This window comes from Enterobacter sp. EGD-HP1, assembly GCF_000733275.2.
GTDB lineage: Bacteria > Pseudomonadota > Gammaproteobacteria > Enterobacterales > Enterobacteriaceae > Enterobacter.
In genome coordinates this window covers 274,987-292,564 of the sequence record NZ_AVOP01000034.1, presented here as the reverse complement: position 1 = coordinate 292,564, position 17,578 = coordinate 274,987, and the positions used below count along the sequence as shown (strand labels likewise).

The window sequence follows — 17,578 nt, the reverse complement described above, 5'->3', positions numbered from 1 at the left end:
GGGAGGAGCTTTTCTTTATTCCCCTGCGCCGCCACTATTTTCGCAATCAGCGCGTCAATCGCCGGGCTTTTTACCCCTGGCGCATTGTATGAGGAGTCGATGTAGCTGGAGGCCCAGGAAATTTGCAGGTCCGAGCTGGGCCACGGCTGGGCGGGCCACAGGCGCTGCATCATGTCGTAATCACGGCTGCGCATGCGGCTGGTGATCTGCGCGTTATCGACCTGGCGAATGTTCATGGTCACGCCCAGCCGCTCAAGGTTGTGCTTAAACGGCAGTACCCACTGATCGTTACCCCCGGACGAGAGCAGCAGCTCAAAGCTGAGAGGCTTACCCGTTTTGGCATCCACACGCTTTTGATTTTTCAGGTGCCAGCCCGCGTCATCCAGCAGTTTGCTGGCTTTGAGCAGGTTGTCGCGGTTGTAACCGTCACCGTTCGACGCGGGCGGCTGAAACACGGTGGTGAACACCTGCGGCGGAACCTCCGCTTTCAACGGCGCCAGCAGGACCAGCTCATCGGCTTTCGGATAATCACGTGCGGCGTACTCGGTATTTTGAAAATAGCTGTTGGCGCGGCTGTAAGCCCCGTAAAACAGCGCTTTGTTCATCCATTCAAAATCAAAGGCCAGAGATATCGCTTCCCGCACCCGACGGTCATTAAATACCGGACGCTGAATATTAAACGCCAGCCAGCGGGTGTCCTGGGCAGACTCATTTTTGTGCTCGTCTTTGACGATATAGCCTTTTGCGAAATTTTTGCCGATATAGCGGGTGGCCCAGTTTTTGGCGCTGCTCTCTACGCGTAAATCGAAGGCGCCGGCTTTGAACGCTTCAAACGCCACGTTATCGTCGAGGTAGTAATCATAGCGAAGGGTGTCGAAATTCCAGCGCCCGCGGTTTACCGGCAGGTTGGCCGCCCAGTAGTCCTTAACGCGAGAGTAAACGACATATTGCCCCATACGCCAGTCGGTGATGCGGTACGGGCCGCCTGCCAGCGGCGGCGTGGAAAGCGGGTCGCTTAGCTTATGATTCTTCCAGAACGATTCAGGCATCACCGGCAGCGAGAACAGGCTAAGCATGTTCTCCTTGTTCGGTTCGCTCAGCTCGATGCGCACGGTGAGCGGTGCGATGGCTCTGACGGATGCGCCTTTATACACGATGCGGAACTGGGGGACGCCTTCGGTCATGAATTTATGGAAGGTGAAGGCGACGTCGCTGGCCTTCACCGGCGTACCGTCATGAAAACGTGCCCGCGGGTTCAGCGAGATTTCTGCCCAGGCGAAGTTATCGGCGTAACGGACGTTCTCGGCAATCAGCGGATAGTAGCTGCCGGGCTCGTCATCAGACGTGACGAAGAGCGTATCGTAAAGCGATTCCGTTCGCGCGGCCGCCACGCCGCGCAGGGCGAAGCGGTTGAAGTTGTCGAAGGTCCCCGTGGCGGAAAGCGTGACCTTTCCGCCCTTCGGCGCGGCAGGGTTAACGTAATCGAAGTGCGTAAAATTGACCGCGTATTTCGGCTCGCCAATCACCGCGAAGGCGATATTTTCTTTGATGGCCTGCGCCTGGCTGGACAGGCTCGTTAATGCCAACATCAGCAACATGAAGCGCATAAGCATCTCGCGCGGCTCCCTTTTTTACAGACCGGCTTGGTTAAGCTGAATAATAAGTGACGCCACGGGCAATGTGAAATTATTCACCGTCGGGTGAAACGTCAGGACGCCATTTGCGGAACTGTTCCAGCGGCATCGGGCGGCTAATCCAGTATCCCTGCAGGTAGTTAACGCCGTGTTCGCGTAGCCAGGTGGCCTGTTCCGGCGTTTCGACCCCTTCGGCGACGGTCAGCATACTCAGCCGTCTTGCCAGCGTCAGGACGGCATCCAGCACCGGTGACGTCACGGTCTCAGTACCTATTGCATTAACAAAACCGCGGTCGATTTTGAGGTAGTCCATGGTGAAATGCTCAAGATAAATCAGCGCGCTGTGGCCGGTGCCAAAATCATCAATGGCGATTTCAAACCCTTCGTTATGCAGCCATTCGAAAAGGCTGTTGGCTTCCCGATGATTCAGCATGTCGCGCTCGGTAATTTCCAGTACGATCTGGAAGTAATCCGGCGGCAGTAACGCTTTGAAGGTGCGCATATCGTCCTTGAAGCTTTCCGCATGCAGATGCCCCGGCGCAATGTTAATGCCCACCTTTGCTCCCGGGGGTAACAGGGTTTGTAACACGGGGGCATCGTGAATAATAAGGTCAAAGAGATGCAGCGTCAGCGGGACAATCAGCTTCTGCGCTTCGGCAAAGTTGATAAACGCGTCCGGCGGAATTTCTCCCATAGTCGGATGCTTCCAGCGCATCAGCACTTCAAGCCCGGTCATCCTGAGTGATTTGGCATCAACGACAGGCTGATAAACCACGTAAAACTGGCCGCGCTTAATGGCGCTTAAAATCTCTTTACCCGGATTGAGCCGAATGCTGAGAATGTAGTAATTGAGCGATCCGGCACAAATGCCGCATACCAGCCCGAAGAACAGAGCGTAGAGAATTTCATCGCTGGTCCATGCGTCTGCATACAGGTTGATGGTCAGGGGAATGTTTTTCAGCGTCGCGGTACGGACCGGGATTTCCTCCAGGTCATGCGCGTTGACCAACGCGCTGGACCGCGTTGACAGCGCGTGATCGCCAATGATGATGGCTATCCCCGTGAATTCGTCCTGGCGCGCGGTGTAGAGCAGGTAAGGCGTCAGATTGAGATTCACCGAGGTGAACACGCCGCCGTCCTTCACGAGCGGGTTACGGTACCAGATGGCGATGGCTGGCTTATTAGGCAACATCGGGGTGCCTGGAAGCAATGCCATATCAATCTGCTTATCGATGTGCAGCTCGGGTATCAGCTCCTCCATCGGAAAATTCATCGGGCCTGTGGCGGAAGAACAGAACGCCATTTTGTCTCTGACCAGCAGGAATGCGCGAACGTTAATGCTAAAGGCCGCTCGTGAGGTGAGTTCCTGATTAACGTCGTGACAGCTTTTTAACGTGAGCGGCTGGAGGGTATCGACTGCGTTTTTTAGCTCATCGAAATAGCTCTCCATATAGAGGCTTACGTCGCGGATCAGGGTGTCGAATTTGACTTCCCGCTTGTGGTAGCTCCAGAAAAATTGCAACGAACCCAGGAGCAGGGCGGCGATCAGGCCTGTGATAATGCTGAGGATTAATATCTTGCGATTGCTGGAGAAGTAGCGGGTAAACATAGACGTCGTGATTCCTGAAATGCCGCTGGATGTATTCAGTGTAACGGGCAAAAAAAAACACTGCCGAAGCAGTGCTTTTTTTTATCATATCGTCAGCCAAGGGATAACCAACGATACAATTGTCATATTAACTGCGGGTCAGTACGCGGCGTGCTTCGTTGTAGCGCTTCTTCCAGTACGGTTCATTCATGCTGGAAATGGTCACACCGCTGCTGGTGGAGGCATGTACAAACTGGTCATTACCAATGTAGATGCCAACATGTCGACCTGTAGAACCGGCACGGAACAGGACTAAATCACCGGTGCGCAGTTTGGTACGTGAAATCGACTTGCCCATCTCCTGCTGTTCATAGGTTGAACGCGGAAGATCTAACCCAAATTGCTCACGGAACGTACGCTGTACAAAACCGGAACAATCAATACCTGTTTTTGTGCTGCCGCCAAGACGATAGCGCACGCCTTTCCAGCTAGCATACTGGTCCATAATGCGGGACTTCACGTCCAGATTACGTACCATATTTTCAAATTCATCCTGAGAGGCTTGCAGTGACGAGGAATCTTCCATTCCCACAACACGCGTCTCAGGATGCATATTCTTTGCGGTGTTCGATGAACTACATGCAGACAACAGTACCGCGACTGCTATCGCCGGGATCCCCCGTAAGATATATCTCAGAAACGGTTGAGATTTGACCATGTTGTTTATTATCCCTTGAAGTCCTTAACGACAAATATCGTTATAAAAATGCCAAACGTGACGAGACTAATTATCTGTTCACATTGAGACAATTCTTTCTGGTCACATTTGTGGCACAGCGCACAAAATTATTCACCAAGGAAATAATTATCTCTATGGGGCAAAACGAGTTCGAGATTAACCGATTGCCAGGGGTATTGCGAGTAAAAAAAGCCTTTTTTTTATAAGAAAATGTGATACAGAAAGTAAAAACATAGAATTGCTTAAAATAGCGGCGGATCCGCAGCGCCAGTCTGCAATTGCTTCATTTTTATCATGAATATGATGACGAGAATATGACAGAGGGGAAAGATCGCGGCGAGAACGCTATCAGGGATCATGTCGATCCCTGATAGCTCACGTTAATTTAGGTTAGTTATTTGTTTAATTGTTGTTGCGTTTTACCGGGAAGGTAGCGATCGAACAGCGCTATTATCCTGTCGCTCAGCGGGGTCATCAAACACCACGGCAGCGCAATCAGCGCCACGGAGAGCGAACCGACGGCAATATCGGTGAACCAGTGAGCGCCAATCATTACGCGCGGGAAGGCAAAAACCACAAAAATAATCAGGGCTATGGCAAAGGCTTTTCTGCCGAAATAGCGAAGCATAATTGCGGAAAAAATAAGCAGCATCATGCCGTGATCGCCGGGGAAACTGTCCTTCGACGCATCTTTTGTTGGAATATGCAGCAGTTCGCTGACGCGATTAATATCGGTGAAGAATAGCGTTGGGCTTGAACGCTTAACCGGAATAATCGCGGTTGCCAGCTGGTTAATGACGACGGCAAACAGCAGCATCACCAGACCGATAATGAGAATACGCCGACGCCCGGCTTTATCCTCTTTCAGCCAGAAAGAGAGCATCAGGCAGCCCATGGCCAGCAGCGAGAAGCCGTCGAAGGCGCGGTTGTTGGTAATTGCCACCAGCCACAGGAACGCGTTGCTCTTCACCAGCTCCTGGTTGAAGAAGTGAAAAATGGCAGAATCCAGCGGGAACCAGAAACCATGATCCGCCGGAATATACCAGGAGAAGAAAAGCGCCAGACCGGCGACATTGAGCAGTAATATCAGGGGAAATCGAGTTGTCATAACGTTCTGCATAGAGTGAAAACTGGGGCAACGTTAGCCGCCCGAACTTAAACGAATCCTCAACAGGCTGGACTGGAGGGCATTCCAGTCAGCGTTAACCGCACTAATTAACTCTATTCGGCTGTCAGGCGGCGCCACATTTTGCGTTTCAATAAAGAAATCGTCACCCTGACGATTGATCCGCACCAGCCCGTCCGGGGTGCGCATGATCCCTTTCACGCGATCGACGGGAGCGAGTCTGGCCCACTCCAGGATCCCGATGGTGTCGAAAACGGTATCAGCATCAAAAATCCATCCGCAGGCCTGATATCCCTGACCGCTGTTCAGGTTACGACGCCAGCGCTGGTGTTCTGGCAGGCTCAGGGCAGCCAGGCCCTGCTTAACCGGATGACTGTGCGCATGATCCGCGCTGACAGGCAGCTCGGTGAGGTTCAGACGAGGGAGGTCAAGCAGGGCGCTATCAATATTCCCCTGGGTGGTCTCCACTCGCGTGCGATTGCCGCCGAAATGCTGCCACCACGCGTCCAGCGCGGCCTGGCTTTCAGCCGTGGCGCGATCGGCTTTATTCGCGACAATAACGTCAGCCGAGGCGAGCTGATCGCGGAAGTTTTCGTTGGCCACGGCCTTGTCATCCAGAAGCTGACGCGGATCGAGCAGGCACAGGGTAGCGCGCAGATCGATCCACGGCTCGTAAACCGGGGCGGTCAGTAAATCGAGGATCTGCTTCGGGTGACCCAGCCCGGTGGGTTCAATCAGCAGGCGGTCCGGTTTGCCCTGACGCAGCAGGGTATTGAGCCCGACCTGCATCGGCAGGCCATTGACGCAGCACATGCATCCGCCGGGGATCTCTTTAATCATCGCGCCGCTGGATGACAGCAACGCGCCGTCAATGCCCACCTCGCCAAATTCATTGACCAGCACGGCCCATTTCTCGGCCGGATCTTTATTTGCCAGCAGGTGGAGAATTGAGGTGGTTTTACCGCTGCCGAGAAAACCGGTGATGAGGTTGGTTTTGGTCACGTGCGCTCCAGATGAGAAGGGTGATGCTATAACACTGTTCTCTCTATCCTGGCGAAAAACGTGACCTGTGAGAAGGGGAAGGGCGAACGGAGGCCGCATCCGTTCGCGTTAAGCGCAATAATCGTTAAATATTTAACGTTTCGATAACAGCCTGACGTGCGCCGTGGCGGGTAATGCGCTGGTATGCCTGATTGACTGCCTCCACAAACACGCTGTTTTGCGCGAGATCGTGACCAAAGACCTCGCTCAGCCCCAGCAGGGCGTTAACGCGCTCGGCGTCGCTGCTGGCATTGACAATCGTGCTAATTTTATCGCTGAGGGGATCGCGGACATCAATCGCGTTGCCATGGTCGTCGGTACCGCTAACGTAGCGGATCCAGCCGGCCACGCCCAGGGCCAGCAGCGACCACGGTGTTTTTCGCTCAAGATGAACGCGGATCCCGTCCAGCATTCTTTGCGGAAGCTTCTGGCTACCGTCCATCGCGATTTGCCAGGTCCGATGCTGGAGTGCCGGGTTGGCAAAGCGCTCCAGCAGGCTATCGGCGTAGGCGGTGAGGTCGACATCCTTAATGCGTAATGTGGGCGCCTGCTCGTCCAGCATGAGCCGACGGGCGGCTTCGCGGAACGCAGCGTCCTCCATGCATTCATTAATATGGGCGTAGCCCGCGAGGTACCCCAGATATGCCAGGAAAGAGTGGCTACCGTTGAGCATGCGCAATTTCATCTGCTCCCACGGCAGAACATCCTGCACCATCTGAACGCCCGCGACTTCCCACTCCGGACGACCGGCGACAAAATTATCTTCCACCACCCACTGAATAAACGGTTCACAGCTGATGGCGCACGGATCCTCAACGCCGAGCGCGTCGGTGATTTCCGCCAGCGAGGCTTCCGTCGCAGCGGGAACAATTCTGTCGACCATCGTCCCCGGGAAGCTCACGTGGCTATCAATCCATTCAGACAGCGCCGCGGAACGCTTTTGCGCCATGCCCAGCACCGCGTTTTTCACCACGTGCCCGTTGTCAGGGATATTGTCGCAGGAAAGCACGGTAAAGGCTGGCAAGCCGCGCTCGCGGCGGCGGTGGAGCGCTTCGACCAGGATCCCAGGGGCAGAATGCGGCGCTGAGGGGTTCTCAAGGTCATGAATTATTCGGGCGTTGTGCAGATCGAGTTTCCCGGTCGCGGGATCGATGCAGTAGCCTTTCTCCGTGATGGTGAGCGACACAATAGCGACCTGAGGCTCGCAAAATTTCTCAATAATGGCAGGCAGAGAGTCCAGCTTTGCGTTCAGGCATTCGTGGACGGCACCGACGATAATCGCCTCATTGCCTTCTGCACCTTTCTCCAGCACGGTGAAGAGGTGATCCTGCGCGCGCAGCTGGCCCATCAGCACGTCGCCGCTGAAAAGGCTAATCTCACAAATCCCCCAGTCGCCGCCTTTTTCATTCAGCACCCGATTTGTTAACAATGCCTGGTGCGCGCGGTGAAAGGCACCAAATCCAAAATGGATGATGCGGGAGCGTAATTGCGCGCGATCGTAGCGAGGTTGCTGAACGTGGGCAGGAAGGGCGGTGGAGGCAATTGTCTTCATGAGATACACACCTGATTAACCATTAATTAACAATGCCAGTGTAAAGTTATATGACAGCAAATAAAATTGGTGAGCCGTAAATATCCCCATTCTGTGAGTTTGATCAATCAATGTGTGGCGGTATGTTGACCCTTAGCGGCAAACATGTATGGTAGTCGTCATTGCAGTAACGCATATTGGTATAACAACTTAAGAGGGTGAGGCAATGGAACAAACCTGGCGTTGGTACGGGCCGAACGATCCGGTTTCTCTTGATGATGTGCGTCAGGCTGGCGCTACGGGTGTCGTCACGGCGCTGCATCATATTCCTAACGGTCAGGTTTGGCCGGTTGAAGAAATTCAACAGCGTCAGGCGCTTCTGGCGGAGAAGGGGTTAACCTGGTCTGTAGTGGAAAGCATCCCGGTTCACGAAGATATCAAAACCCATTCAGGGGAATACCAGACCTGGATTGCTAATTATCAGCAGAGCATTCGCAACCTGGCGGCCTGCGGCATTGATACGGTCTGCTATAACTTCATGCCCATCCTCGACTGGACGCGTACCGACCTTGAATACCAGATGCCGGACGGCTCGAAAGCGCTGCGTTTCGATCAGATCGCCTTTGCGGCATTCGAACTGCACATTCTGAAACGCCCTGGCGCCGAAGCGGATTACACCGCGGAAGAGCAGCAGCAGGCGCGTGAGTGGTTTAACGCCGCCAGCGAGGCAGACATCGAAAAGCTGACCCGTAATATTATCGCGGGCCTGCCGGGGGCTGAAGAGGGATATACCCTGGATCAGTTCCGCGCGCGTCTGGCGGAATACGGCGATATTGATAAGCACCAGCTGCGTGAAAACATGGCGTACTTCCTGCGCGCCATCGTGCCGGTTGCTGAAGAGGTAGGGGTACGCCTCGCCGTGCACCCGGACGATCCACCGCGTCCTATCCTCGGCCTGCCGCGTATCGTTTCCACCCTTGAAGATATGCAGTGGCTGAAAGAGACGGTAAACAGCATCTATAACGGCTTTACCATGTGTACCGGCTCCTACGGCGTGCGTGCGGACAACGACCTGGTGCGGATGATTGAAACCTTCGGCGATCGTATCCACTTCACGCATCTGCGGGCGACCTGCCGCGAAGAGAATCCAAAAACCTTCCACGAGGCGGCGCACCTGGGCGGCGATGTGAATATGGTGGCGGTAGTGGACGCTATCCTGGCGGAAGAGGCGCGCCGCAAGCAGGCGGGCGATGTGCGTCCTATTCCGTTCCGTCCGGATCACGGCCATCAGATGCTGGACGATTTGCGTAAGAAAACCAACCCGGGCTATTCGGCGATTGGCCGTCTTAAGGGAATGGCGGAAGTGCGCGGCGTTGAGCTGGCGCTGAAGATGACGAAGTATCCGGAGCTTCTGTAAGCTCTGTTGCCCGGTGGCGCTACGCTTACCGGGCCTACACAAAAACCGGCCTGAGAGCCGGTTTTTGTGTTTTTGTAGGTCGGGTAAGGCGAAGCCGCCACCCGACAAATGCCGCAATCAGTCAGCGCGACCCATATAGCGTTTTTCTTCGATATGGATGCGGATTTTCTCGCCAGCGGAGAGATATTCCGGTACCTGCACAACCAGACCGGTCGTCAGGGTAGCCGGTTTGTTGCGGGCACTCGCTGATGCGCCTTTGATGCCAGGTGCGGTTTCAACGATTTCCAGATCGACGGTCTGAGGCAGCTCCAGGGCCAGCAGCACGCCGTCCCAGGTCAGGACCTGCATGTCAGGCATACCGCCTTCAGGGATGAACAGCAGCTCTTCTTCGATCTGATCTTTGGTGAAGATGTACGGGGTGTAATCTTCTTTATCCATGAACACGTATTCGTTGCCGTCGATGTAGGAGAAATCGACATAGCGGCGGGTCAGGGTCACGGTATCGACGATATCGTCACCTTTAAAGCGCTCTTCCACTTTCAGGCCGGTACGCACATCGGCGAAACGCATTTTGTACAGCGTTGCTGCACCACGGGCGCTGGGTGCCTGAATGTCGATATCTTTCACAATCAGCAGTTTGCCGTTGTAATTCAGCACCATACCTTTCTTAATTTCGTTCGCTCTTGGCATTGCAGTAATCCTGTTTACGGGAGGTAAAAAATATCGCGCCAAATTACTCGCGCGCGGCCTTTCAGGCAAGAGGAATTCGTGGCTTTTGCTATCAATACGCAAAAGGTGTTACTGTGCGCGCGATGCCCGACTGCGCGGGCGATCGTCAGCGAAAGAGAGCATTTATGGATTGTCGTCCCGATTGTGGCGCGTGCTGTACTGCACCGTCCATTTCAAGCCCCATTCCAGGAATGCCGGAGGGCAAACCTGCCAATACCCGCTGCGTTCAGCTCTCGGAAACCAACCTGTGCATGATCTTTGGCTCGCCGCTGCGCCCGAAGGTCTGCTCCGGGCTTCAGCCCACTGCCGAAATGTGTGGCAGCACGCGAGGGCAGGCGATGACGTACCTTCTTGAACTGGAAGCGCTCACCGCGCCTTAAACGTCTTTAATCCTTGCCAGGCAGCCGATTGTCAGTGTACACATCACCAGCGCAATCCAGAACACCGTGTGATAGTTCCAGATTTCGGCCACGACACCGGCCATTGAGCCCGCGATAATCCAGCCTACGCGGGTGGTATTAGTATAAAGGGTGGTGGCAGAGCCTGCCTGGCCCGGCATCAGATCCTGGAAATAGAGCATGCCTATCCCGGCGAGAATACCAATATAGATGGCGTTCAGCAGCTGTAAAGCCAGCAACAGCCCCGGCGTATGTACCGTCAGCATACCGATATAGAACAACAGACCGGCGACGGCGGCGATGCGCATTAAAAAACGCTTTCCGAAGCGCTTTGCGTAATAGCCCGCAATGAGCATCGTCGGGATCTCAAGCCCGGCCGCGGTGCCCATCATGATGCCCGCCAGCTTCTCCGACAGGTGCAGTTCATCAATAATAAACAGCGGCATATTGATGATATACAGGCTGTTGGTCCCCCACATCAGCGTACAGATAACAAACAGGAGCAGGGCATCGCGGCGGTTGCGGCGCGGCGCTTCCAGCACGCCCGTTGCTACTTTGGGCTCTTTGCGCATGGACGGCAGGAAGAACCACACCAGCGCGCCGCACACCACAAACGCGACGGCCGCACTCAGGTACATCACCTTAAAGCCAAAACCCATCGCCAGCGCGTAGGCCAGCGGCGGGCCAATCACCCACGCCAGCGACACCTGAGCGCGCAGGACAGAGCTGAACATCACCGCTTCACGCCCGGTATGGTCGGCGTGTTCGCGGGCAAGGGCGAACAGCTGAGGGTTCGCCGTTGAGCCAAAGCTGCTCAGGAATACCCCGACGAAGAGCAGAATGAAATAGTTGCGGTTCCAGGCAAACAGAACGCAGGCCATGACTCCCAGCAGACAGCAGAAAACGATCAGGCTTTTACGATCGCCTTTTCTGTCGGATCGTCCTGCCAGAAACTGGCTGACCAGGATGCCGATAATGGCGCTACCGGTAAAAAAGAAGCCCACCATCGCCGGACGGACGTGAACCTCATTTGTCAGGAATAAGCTCAATGTCGGCGTCTGTAACGCACCGGCAATACCCGTGAAGAAGGCAACCACCAGGAATGCCGCGGAGGTTAAATCAAAGGGCTTCGGCGAGACGGCCGCAGGAGAGTTATGCATGTTTTATAATTAGCGAGTAGCAGAGAGGGGCGGAGTTTACGCCGTCAGCTAAAAAATAAACAGTGGGTGCGGTCAATGATGCCACGAAAAATCAAAATGGCATTTCAACTTACCTCTCATCCGGCTGACCTTAGCTGAAACTGTCTTGCTGAACTTCAGCAAAATTCAGCTGAACGAAGAAGAAATGTGCTGTATCTCTAAATTCTGAGATCGGAAATACGAGTTTACTTGCAAGACATTGCAGAAAGCGCAAGACTTTTTGAAACGTTTCAGCGCTATCTTGTTTTAACAAACGGAGCAGGCTAGCGCATTTTTTCTCATTAAAGCTGAAACGATTCAAGTTCAGCAGGAGTGGAGAACCATGTTCCAGTTATCTGTTCAGGATATCCACCCGGGCGCTCAGGCCGGGGATAAAGAAGAGGCTATTCGCCAGGTTGCCGCTGCGCTTGTGCAGGCAGGTAACGTCGCGGACGGCTATGTCAACGGCATGCTGGCTCGCGAGCAGCAGACCTCAACCTTCCTCGGCAATGGCATTGCCATTCCGCACGGCACAACCGACACCCGCGATCAGGTGTTGAAAACCGGCGTTCAGGTTTATCAGTTCCCGCAGGGCGTGCTCTGGGGCGACGGTCAGGTAGCCTACGTGGCTATCGGCATCGCGGCCAGCAGCGACGAACACTTAGGCCTGTTGCGTCAGCTGACGCATGTCCTGAGCGATGACGATGTGGCTGAACAGCTGAAGTCCGCCACCACAGCTGAAGAGCTGCGCGCCTTGCTGATGGGCGAAAAACAGAGCGAAGCGCTGAAGCTGGATAATGAAACGCTGACGCTGGATGTGGCTGCTTCCGATCTGGTGACGCTGCAGGCGCTGAACGCGGGCCGTCTGAAAGAAGCCGGCGCGGCGGACGCCACGTTTGTGACGCGCGTCATTAACGATAAGCCGTTGAATCTGGGTCAGGGTATCTGGCTGAACGACAGCGCTGAAGGCAACCTGCGCAGCGCTATCGCCGTGAGCCGCGCGGCCAACGCGTTTGACGTGGAAGGCGAGCGCGCGGCCATGCTGGTGACCGTGGCGATGAACGACGATCAGCCGGTTTCCGTGCTGAAGCGTCTGGGCGATCTGCTGCTGAACAACAAAGCTGAAAAACTGCTGAACGCTGATGCCTCCACCGTGCTGGCACTGCTGACCAGTGATGATGCGCCGACCGAAGACGTGCAGACCGCTGAGTTCGTGGTACGCAACGAGCACGGCCTGCATGCCCGTCCGGGCACCATGCTGGTGAATACCATTAAACAATTCGAGAGTGAGATCACCGTGGCGAATCTTGATGGCACGGGCAAACCGGCCAATGGCCGTAGTCTGATGAAAGTTGTCGCGCTGGGCGTGAAGAAAGGACATCGTCTGCGTTTCACCGCGCAGGGTGCCGATGCTGAACAGGCGCTGAAAGCGATTGGCGATGCCATCGCGGCGGGTCTGGGGGAGGGCGCATAATGAGCAGACGTGTTGCGACTATTACGCTGAACCCGGCTTATGACCTGGTAGGATTTTGCCCGGAAATTGAGCGCGGCGAAGTCAACCTCGTGCGTACCACTGGCCTGCATGCTGCGGGTAAAGGGATTAACGTCGCGAAAGTGCTCAAGGATCTCGGTATCGACGTCACCGTGGGCGGATTCCTCGGTAAAGATAACCAGGATGGTTTCCAGCAGCTGTTCAGCGAGCTGGGCATTGCCAACCGTTTTCAGGTTGTTCAGGGCCGTACCCGCATCAACGTTAAGCTGACGGAGAAAGACGGTGAAGTGACCGATCTGAACTTCTCTGGCTTCGAAGTGACGCCGTCCGACTGGGAGCGTTTTGTGAACGACTCGCTGACCTGGCTCGGTCAGTTTGACATGGTCTGCGTCAGCGGCAGCCTGCCGTCCGGCGTGAGCCCGGAAGCCTTTACCGACTGGATGACGCGCCTGCGCAGCCAGTGCCCGTGCATCATTTTTGACAGCAGCCGCGACGCGCTGGTTGCCGGTCTGAAAGCCTCGCCGTGGCTGGTGAAGCCGAATCGCCGCGAGCTGGAGATCTGGGCGGGCCGTAAGCTGCCAGAATTAAAAGATGTGATTGACGCTGCCCATGCGCTGCGCGAGCAGGGTATCGCTCACGTGGTGATTTCTCTTGGTGCAGAAGGCGCGCTGTGGGTTAACGCGTCTGGCGAATGGATCGCCAAACCGCCGTCAATGGAAGTTGTCAGCACCGTTGGCGCAGGGGATTCCATGGTTGGCGGCCTGATTTATGGTCTGCTGATGCGTGAATCCAGTGAACATACTTTACGTCTTGCCACCGCCGTTGCTGCCCTGGCCGTAAGCCAGAGCAATGTCGGTATTACCGATCGTACCCAGTTAGCCGCGATGATGGCGCGCGTTGACTTAAAACCTTTTAACTAACAGCAGGAGAGGAATAATGAAAACGCTGCTGATCATTGACTCCGGTCTCGGACAGGCCCGCGCCTATATGGCGAAGACCTTGCTGGGCGCGGCGGCACAAAAAGCACATCTGGACATTATCGATAATCCAGGCGATGCAGAACTGGCCATTGTACTGGGCGACAAAATCCCGGCTGACAGTGCGCTGAACGGCAAAAAAGTGTGGCTGGGCGATATTAATCGCGCGGTGGCACACCCGGAACTGTTCCTGAGCGAAGCGAAAGGCCACGCGTCTGTCTACAGCGCGCCTGTCGCGACGGCACAGGCTGCGGGTCCGAAACGCGTTGTCGCGGTGACGGCCTGCCCGACGGGCGTGGCTCACACCTTTATGGCGGCTGAAGCCATTGAAACCGAAGCGAAAAAACGCGGCTGGTGGGTGAAAGTTGAAACGCGCGGCTCCGTTGGCGCGGGCAATGCGATTACCCCTGAAGAAGTGGCGGAAGCCGATCTGGTGATCGTGGCGGCGGATATCGAAGTGGATCTGGCGAAATTTGCCGGTAAGCCAATGTACCGCACCTCTACCGGCCTGGCGCTGAAAAAGACCGCGCAGGAGTTTGATAAAGCGCTGGTAGAAGCGAAGCCGTATCAGGCAACCGGCGCGCGTCAAACCGCGACGGAAGGTAAGAAAGAGTCTGCAGGCGCATATCGCCATCTGTTGACCGGCGTGTCTTACATGCTGCCGATGGTGGTTGCGGGCGGTCTGTGTATTGCCCTCTCGTTCGCATTTGGTATTACCGCGTTTAAAGAGCAAGGCACGCTGGCCGCTGCGTTAATGCAGATTGGCGGCGGTTCCGCGTTCGCACTGATGGTCCCCGTTCTGGCCGGCTTTATTGCCTTCTCCATCGCTGACCGTCCTGGCCTGACGCCGGGTCTTATCGGCGGTATGCTGGCCGTGAGCACCGGTTCCGGCTTTATCGGCGGTATTATCGCGGGCTTCCTGGCCGGTTACGTCGCGAAGCTCATCAGCTCGAAGCTCAAGCTGCCGCAGAGTATGGAAGCGCTGAAACCGATTCTGATCATCCCGCTGATTTCCAGCCTGGTGGTCGGTCTGGCGATGATTTACCTGATTGGTAAACCGGTTGCGGGCATCCTGGCGGGTCTGACCCACTGGCTGCAAACCATGGGTACCGCGAACGCGGTTCTGCTGGGTGCAATCCTCGGTGGCATGATGTGTACCGACATGGGTGGTCCGGTGAACAAAGCGGCGTACGCCTTTGGCGTTGGCCTGCTGAGTACCCAGACCTACGCGCCAATGGCAGCCATCATGGCGGCAGGCATGGTTCCACCGCTGGCGCTCGGTCTGGCAACGATTATTGCCCGTCGTAAGTTCGATAAAGCACAGCAGGAAGGCGGCAAAGCGGCGCTGGTTCTGGGCCTCTGCTTCATTACCGAAGGCGCGATTCCGTTCGCAGCGCGTGACCCAATGCGCGTTCTGCCATGCTGTATCGTCGGTGGCGCGGTAACGGGTGCAATCTCTATGGCGATTGGCGCGAAGCTGATGGCACCACACGGCGGTCTGTTTGTCCTGCTGATCCCAGGCGCAATCACTCCGGTCCTGGGCTATCTGCTGGCAATTGTTGCCGGTACGCTGGTGGCGGGTCTCTCTTACGCAGTGCTGAAACGTCCGGAAGCGGAAGTTGTGGCGAAAGTGGCGTAAGCGATAAACAACAAAAAAGCCGGGTTGCGTTACGCTCCCGGCTTTTTTTATGCCGCCTGTTCAGCGGTTTGCTGTGCCTTCAGCCAGGCAATCTCTTCTGCCCAGATGTCCGGGTTAATGGTTTCCAGCACCATCGGAATACCGTCGAAGCGGGCGTCCTGCATAATAAAGCGGAACGCATCGTGGCCAATGTTGCCTTCACCCAGGCTGTGGTGGCGGTCAACGCGGCTGCCGAACGCACTTTTCGCATCGTTCAGGTGCATGCCGCGCAGGTACTTAAAGCCCACAATGCGCTCGAACTCATCAAACGTGTTTTTCGTTGCCTCGGTGGTGCGCAGGTCATAACCAGCGGCAAACGCGTGGCAGGTATCAATGCACACGCCCACGCGGGATTTGTCCTCCACGCCGTCAATAATTGCCGCCAGATGTTCGAACCTAAAGCCGAGGTTGCTGCCCTGACCGGCGGTATTCTCAATCACCGCGGTGACGCCTTTGGTCTTGTCCAGCGTGATGTTGATGGACTCGGCAATGCGCGCCAGGCAGGCATCTTCATCGATTTGCATCAGATGGCTACCCGGATGGAAGTTCAGCAGCGTAAGCCCCAGCTGTTCGCAGCGCTGTACTTCATCCAGAAACGCCTCGCGGGACTTATCCAGTGCTTCCTGGACCGGGTGCCCGAGGTTGATCAGGTAGCTGTCGTGGGGGAGGATCTGACCGGGCCCGTAGTGGTATTTCTCACAGGCGGCTTTGAAATCATCAATCACCTCAGCGGTGAGCGGTGCGGCGCGCCACTGGCGCTGATTTTTGGTGAACAGGGCGAAAGCGGTCGCCTCGATTTCGGCGGCGCGAATGGCGGCATTCGCAAGGCCACCTGCAGCACTGACGTGCGCTCCAACGTATTTCATAAAAAACTCCTGCTAACCCGAAACGCTTATGATAGCGGGTTAACAGGAGAAGGACGAGATGGTTTATGCCATCAGGCTGTGCACCGCGAGGTTAATGGCACCGCCGCCGACAATCAGCCAGATGAAGAGCACCAGCGCCATCAGCAGCGGTTTGGCACCGGCTTTTTTCAGCGCGCTGACGTGTGTGGTCACCCCCAGCGCCGCCATGGCCATCGCCAGCAGCACGGTATCCAGCGTCACCAGCATATCGACAACGGCTTTCGGCAGCAGGTGGAAGGAGTTGAAAATCGCCACCACGATAAACAGGATCGCAAACCACGGAATGGTGATTTTGCTTTTCTCGCCGCCGCCTGCCGGTGCCAGCTGCTTAACCCGCGCCGCGAGGAAAATCAGGAACGGTGCCAGCATCATCACGCGCAGCATTTTGGCAATCACCGCCGCGTTTTCAGCTTCCGGGTTAATGGCATGTCCTGCCGCCACCACCTGAGCCACTTCGTGCATGGTCGAACCGATGTAGATGCCGTAGGTTTCCGGGCTAAACCAGTGCGCCACCAGTGGATACATCGCCGGATAGAGGAAGATCGCCAGCGTACCGAAGATCACCACCGTCGCCACCGCCACGGTCACCTTGCTGGCTTCGGCTTTAACGACGGGCTCTGTTGCCAGCACCGCCGCGGCTCCACAGATACTGCTCCCGGCACCGATCAGCCAGCTGGTTTGCTTATCCAGGCCAAAGATTTTCTGGCCGATAAAGCAGGCCAGCAAAAAGGTACTGGTCAGGGTCAGGACGTCGATGGCGATTCCGCTCACGCCCACGTCCGCAATCTGCGAAAAGGTGAGACGGAAGCCGTAAAGGATGATCCCGAGACGCAGCAGGTGCTGTTTGGCAAAGATCACGCCGCCGTCGCAGGATTTCCAGATATGTGGGTAAACGGTGTTTCCCACGACCATGCCGAGCAAAATGGCCAGCGTCAACGCGCTAAAGCCTGCGCCTGCGATAGCCGGGATGCTGCCGCCCCATAGCGCTACGGCGGTTACTGCTGCGCTTAGCGCGAGGCCCGGCACGAAGTGCCACACTGTACGATGATGTTGTAAGGTGATTTCTGACATAACCTTCTCCTTTGTCTGGCTAAAGGTTACGGCGCTCTGGCTTAAAAATAAAATTGATTATATACTTATAATCA

15 protein-coding genes are annotated in these 17,578 nt (G+C 55.7%); 5 read left to right on the top strand and 10 right to left on the bottom strand.

What is annotated here, in order from left to right; translation table 11 throughout:
- From N037_RS20045 to N037_RS20020, 6 genes are all read right to left on the bottom strand, one after another.
- A partial coding sequence (locus N037_RS20045) for an extracellular solute-binding protein (protein WP_032642934.1) occupies positions 1 to 1,613 on the bottom strand: 1,613 nt, incomplete at its 3' end.
- 73 nt (positions 1,614 to 1,686) lie between these two features.
- Positions 1,687 to 3,243: a cyclic di-GMP phosphodiesterase gene (locus N037_RS20040; RefSeq protein ID WP_032642932.1), complete on the bottom strand. Its 1,557-nt coding sequence runs from the start codon at positions 3,241 to 3,243 to the stop codon at positions 1,687 to 1,689.
- A 127-nt stretch (positions 3,244 to 3,370) separates the two neighbouring features.
- On the bottom strand, positions 3,371 to 3,940 hold the full coding sequence (gene mepS, locus N037_RS20035; protein ID WP_023336362.1) for a bifunctional murein DD-endopeptidase/murein LD-carboxypeptidase: 570 nt from the start codon (positions 3,938 to 3,940) through the stop codon (positions 3,371 to 3,373).
- A 415-nt stretch (positions 3,941 to 4,355) separates the two neighbouring features.
- Positions 4,356 to 5,069 (bottom strand): phosphatase PAP2 family protein, encoded by a 714-nt coding sequence (locus N037_RS20030; RefSeq protein ID WP_181012998.1) that lies wholly within the window; start codon positions 5,067 to 5,069, stop codon positions 4,356 to 4,358.
- A gap of 33 nt (positions 5,070 to 5,102) precedes the next feature.
- Positions 5,103 to 6,089, bottom strand: a complete 987-nt coding sequence (locus N037_RS20025; RefSeq protein WP_032642930.1) for a CobW family GTP-binding protein — start codon at positions 6,087 to 6,089, stop codon at positions 5,103 to 5,105.
- Positions 6,090 to 6,213: 124 nt separating this feature from the next.
- Positions 6,214 to 7,680: a mannitol dehydrogenase family protein gene (locus tag N037_RS20020; RefSeq protein ID WP_032642928.1), complete on the bottom strand. Its 1,467-nt coding sequence runs from the start codon at positions 7,678 to 7,680 to the stop codon at positions 6,214 to 6,216.
- Positions 7,681 to 7,885: 205 nt separating this feature from the next.
- Between N037_RS20020 and uxuA the strand changes: the two genes are divergently transcribed.
- Positions 7,886 to 9,076 (top strand): mannonate dehydratase, encoded by a 1,191-nt coding sequence (uxuA, locus tag N037_RS20015; RefSeq protein WP_023336358.1) that lies wholly within the window; start codon positions 7,886 to 7,888, stop codon positions 9,074 to 9,076.
- A 117-nt stretch (positions 9,077 to 9,193) separates the two neighbouring features.
- Here the strand turns inward: uxuA and yeiP are convergent, their stop codons facing one another.
- Positions 9,194 to 9,766: an elongation factor P-like protein YeiP gene (yeiP, locus tag N037_RS20010; RefSeq protein WP_008500940.1), complete on the bottom strand. Its 573-nt coding sequence runs from the start codon at positions 9,764 to 9,766 to the stop codon at positions 9,194 to 9,196.
- Positions 9,767 to 9,930: 164 nt separating this feature from the next.
- On the opposite strand from yeiP, the gene N037_RS20005 reads away from it, so the two are divergent.
- Complete coding sequence (locus tag N037_RS20005) at positions 9,931 to 10,185, top strand: YkgJ family cysteine cluster protein (protein WP_023312483.1); 255 nt, start codon at positions 9,931 to 9,933, stop codon at positions 10,183 to 10,185.
- On the opposite strand, the gene setB is transcribed toward N037_RS20005, so the two are convergent.
- Positions 10,182 to 11,363 (bottom strand): sugar efflux transporter SetB, encoded by a 1,182-nt coding sequence (gene setB, locus N037_RS20000; protein WP_032642926.1) that lies wholly within the window; start codon positions 11,361 to 11,363, stop codon positions 10,182 to 10,184. The genes N037_RS20005 and setB overlap by 4 nt on opposite strands.
- Positions 11,364 to 11,724: 361 nt before the next feature.
- Between setB and fruB the strand changes: the two genes are divergently transcribed.
- Genes fruB through fruA form a run of 3 tightly spaced genes read left to right on the top strand, consistent with a single transcriptional unit; the run spans position 11,725 to position 15,489 of the window.
- Positions 11,725 to 12,855 (top strand): fused PTS fructose transporter subunit IIA/HPr protein, encoded by a 1,131-nt coding sequence (gene fruB / locus N037_RS19995; RefSeq protein WP_023336356.1) that lies wholly within the window; start codon positions 11,725 to 11,727, stop codon positions 12,853 to 12,855.
- The gene (fruK, locus tag N037_RS19990; protein ID WP_008500936.1) at positions 12,855 to 13,793 is read left to right on the top strand and encodes a 1-phosphofructokinase; all 939 of its coding nucleotides are present in this window, start codon (positions 12,855 to 12,857) and stop codon (positions 13,791 to 13,793) included. Before fruB ends, fruK begins: the two co-directional genes overlap by 1 nt.
- A 16-nt stretch (positions 13,794 to 13,809) precedes the next feature.
- Positions 13,810 to 15,489 (top strand): PTS fructose transporter subunit IIBC, encoded by a 1,680-nt coding sequence (gene fruA, locus N037_RS19985; RefSeq protein ID WP_032642924.1) that lies wholly within the window; start codon positions 13,810 to 13,812, stop codon positions 15,487 to 15,489.
- 47 nt (positions 15,490 to 15,536) lie between these two features.
- Here the strand turns inward: fruA and nfo are convergent, their stop codons facing one another.
- Together nfo and N037_RS19975 are read right to left on the bottom strand one after the other, a co-directional pair.
- Positions 15,537 to 16,394 (bottom strand): deoxyribonuclease IV, encoded by an 858-nt coding sequence (gene nfo / locus N037_RS19980; protein ID WP_032642923.1) that lies wholly within the window; start codon positions 16,392 to 16,394, stop codon positions 15,537 to 15,539.
- Positions 16,395 to 16,457: 63 nt separating this feature from the next.
- Positions 16,458 to 17,504, bottom strand: a complete 1,047-nt coding sequence (locus N037_RS19975; protein ID WP_023336353.1) for a YeiH family protein — start codon at positions 17,502 to 17,504, stop codon at positions 16,458 to 16,460.
- Positions 17,505 to 17,578 lie beyond the last annotated feature (74 nt).

Bases quoted from the DNA above. Each gene is read 5' to 3' on its own strand.
- N037_RS20040 (WP_032642932.1), bottom strand. From the start codon at position 3,243: ATGTTTACCCGCTACTTCTCCAGCAATCGCAAGATATTAATCCTCAGC.
- mepS (WP_023336362.1), bottom strand. From the start codon at position 3,940: ATGGTCAAATCTCAACCGTTTCTGAGATATATCTTACGGGGGATCCCG.
- N037_RS20030 (WP_181012998.1), bottom strand. From the start codon at position 5,069: ATGACAACTCGATTTCCCCTGATATTACTGCTCAATGTCGCCGGTCTG.
- N037_RS20020 (WP_032642928.1), bottom strand. From the start codon at position 7,680: ATGAAGACAATTGCCTCCACCGCCCTTCCTGCCCACGTTCAGCAACCT.
- uxuA (WP_023336358.1), top strand. From the start codon at position 7,886: ATGGAACAAACCTGGCGTTGGTACGGGCCGAACGATCCGGTTTCTCTT.
- yeiP (WP_008500940.1), bottom strand. From the start codon at position 9,766: ATGCCAAGAGCGAACGAAATTAAGAAAGGTATGGTGCTGAATTACAAC.
- N037_RS20005 (WP_023312483.1), top strand. From the start codon at position 9,931: ATGGATTGTCGTCCCGATTGTGGCGCGTGCTGTACTGCACCGTCCATT.
- setB (WP_032642926.1), bottom strand. From the start codon at position 11,363: ATGCATAACTCTCCTGCGGCCGTCTCGCCGAAGCCCTTTGATTTAACC.
- fruB (WP_023336356.1), top strand. From the start codon at position 11,725: ATGTTCCAGTTATCTGTTCAGGATATCCACCCGGGCGCTCAGGCCGGG.
- fruK (WP_008500936.1), top strand. From the start codon at position 12,855: ATGAGCAGACGTGTTGCGACTATTACGCTGAACCCGGCTTATGACCTG.
- fruA (WP_032642924.1), top strand. From the start codon at position 13,810: ATGAAAACGCTGCTGATCATTGACTCCGGTCTCGGACAGGCCCGCGCC.
- nfo (WP_032642923.1), bottom strand. From the start codon at position 16,394: ATGAAATACGTTGGAGCGCACGTCAGTGCTGCAGGTGGCCTTGCGAAT.
- N037_RS19975 (WP_023336353.1), bottom strand. From the start codon at position 17,504: ATGTCAGAAATCACCTTACAACATCATCGTACAGTGTGGCACTTCGTG.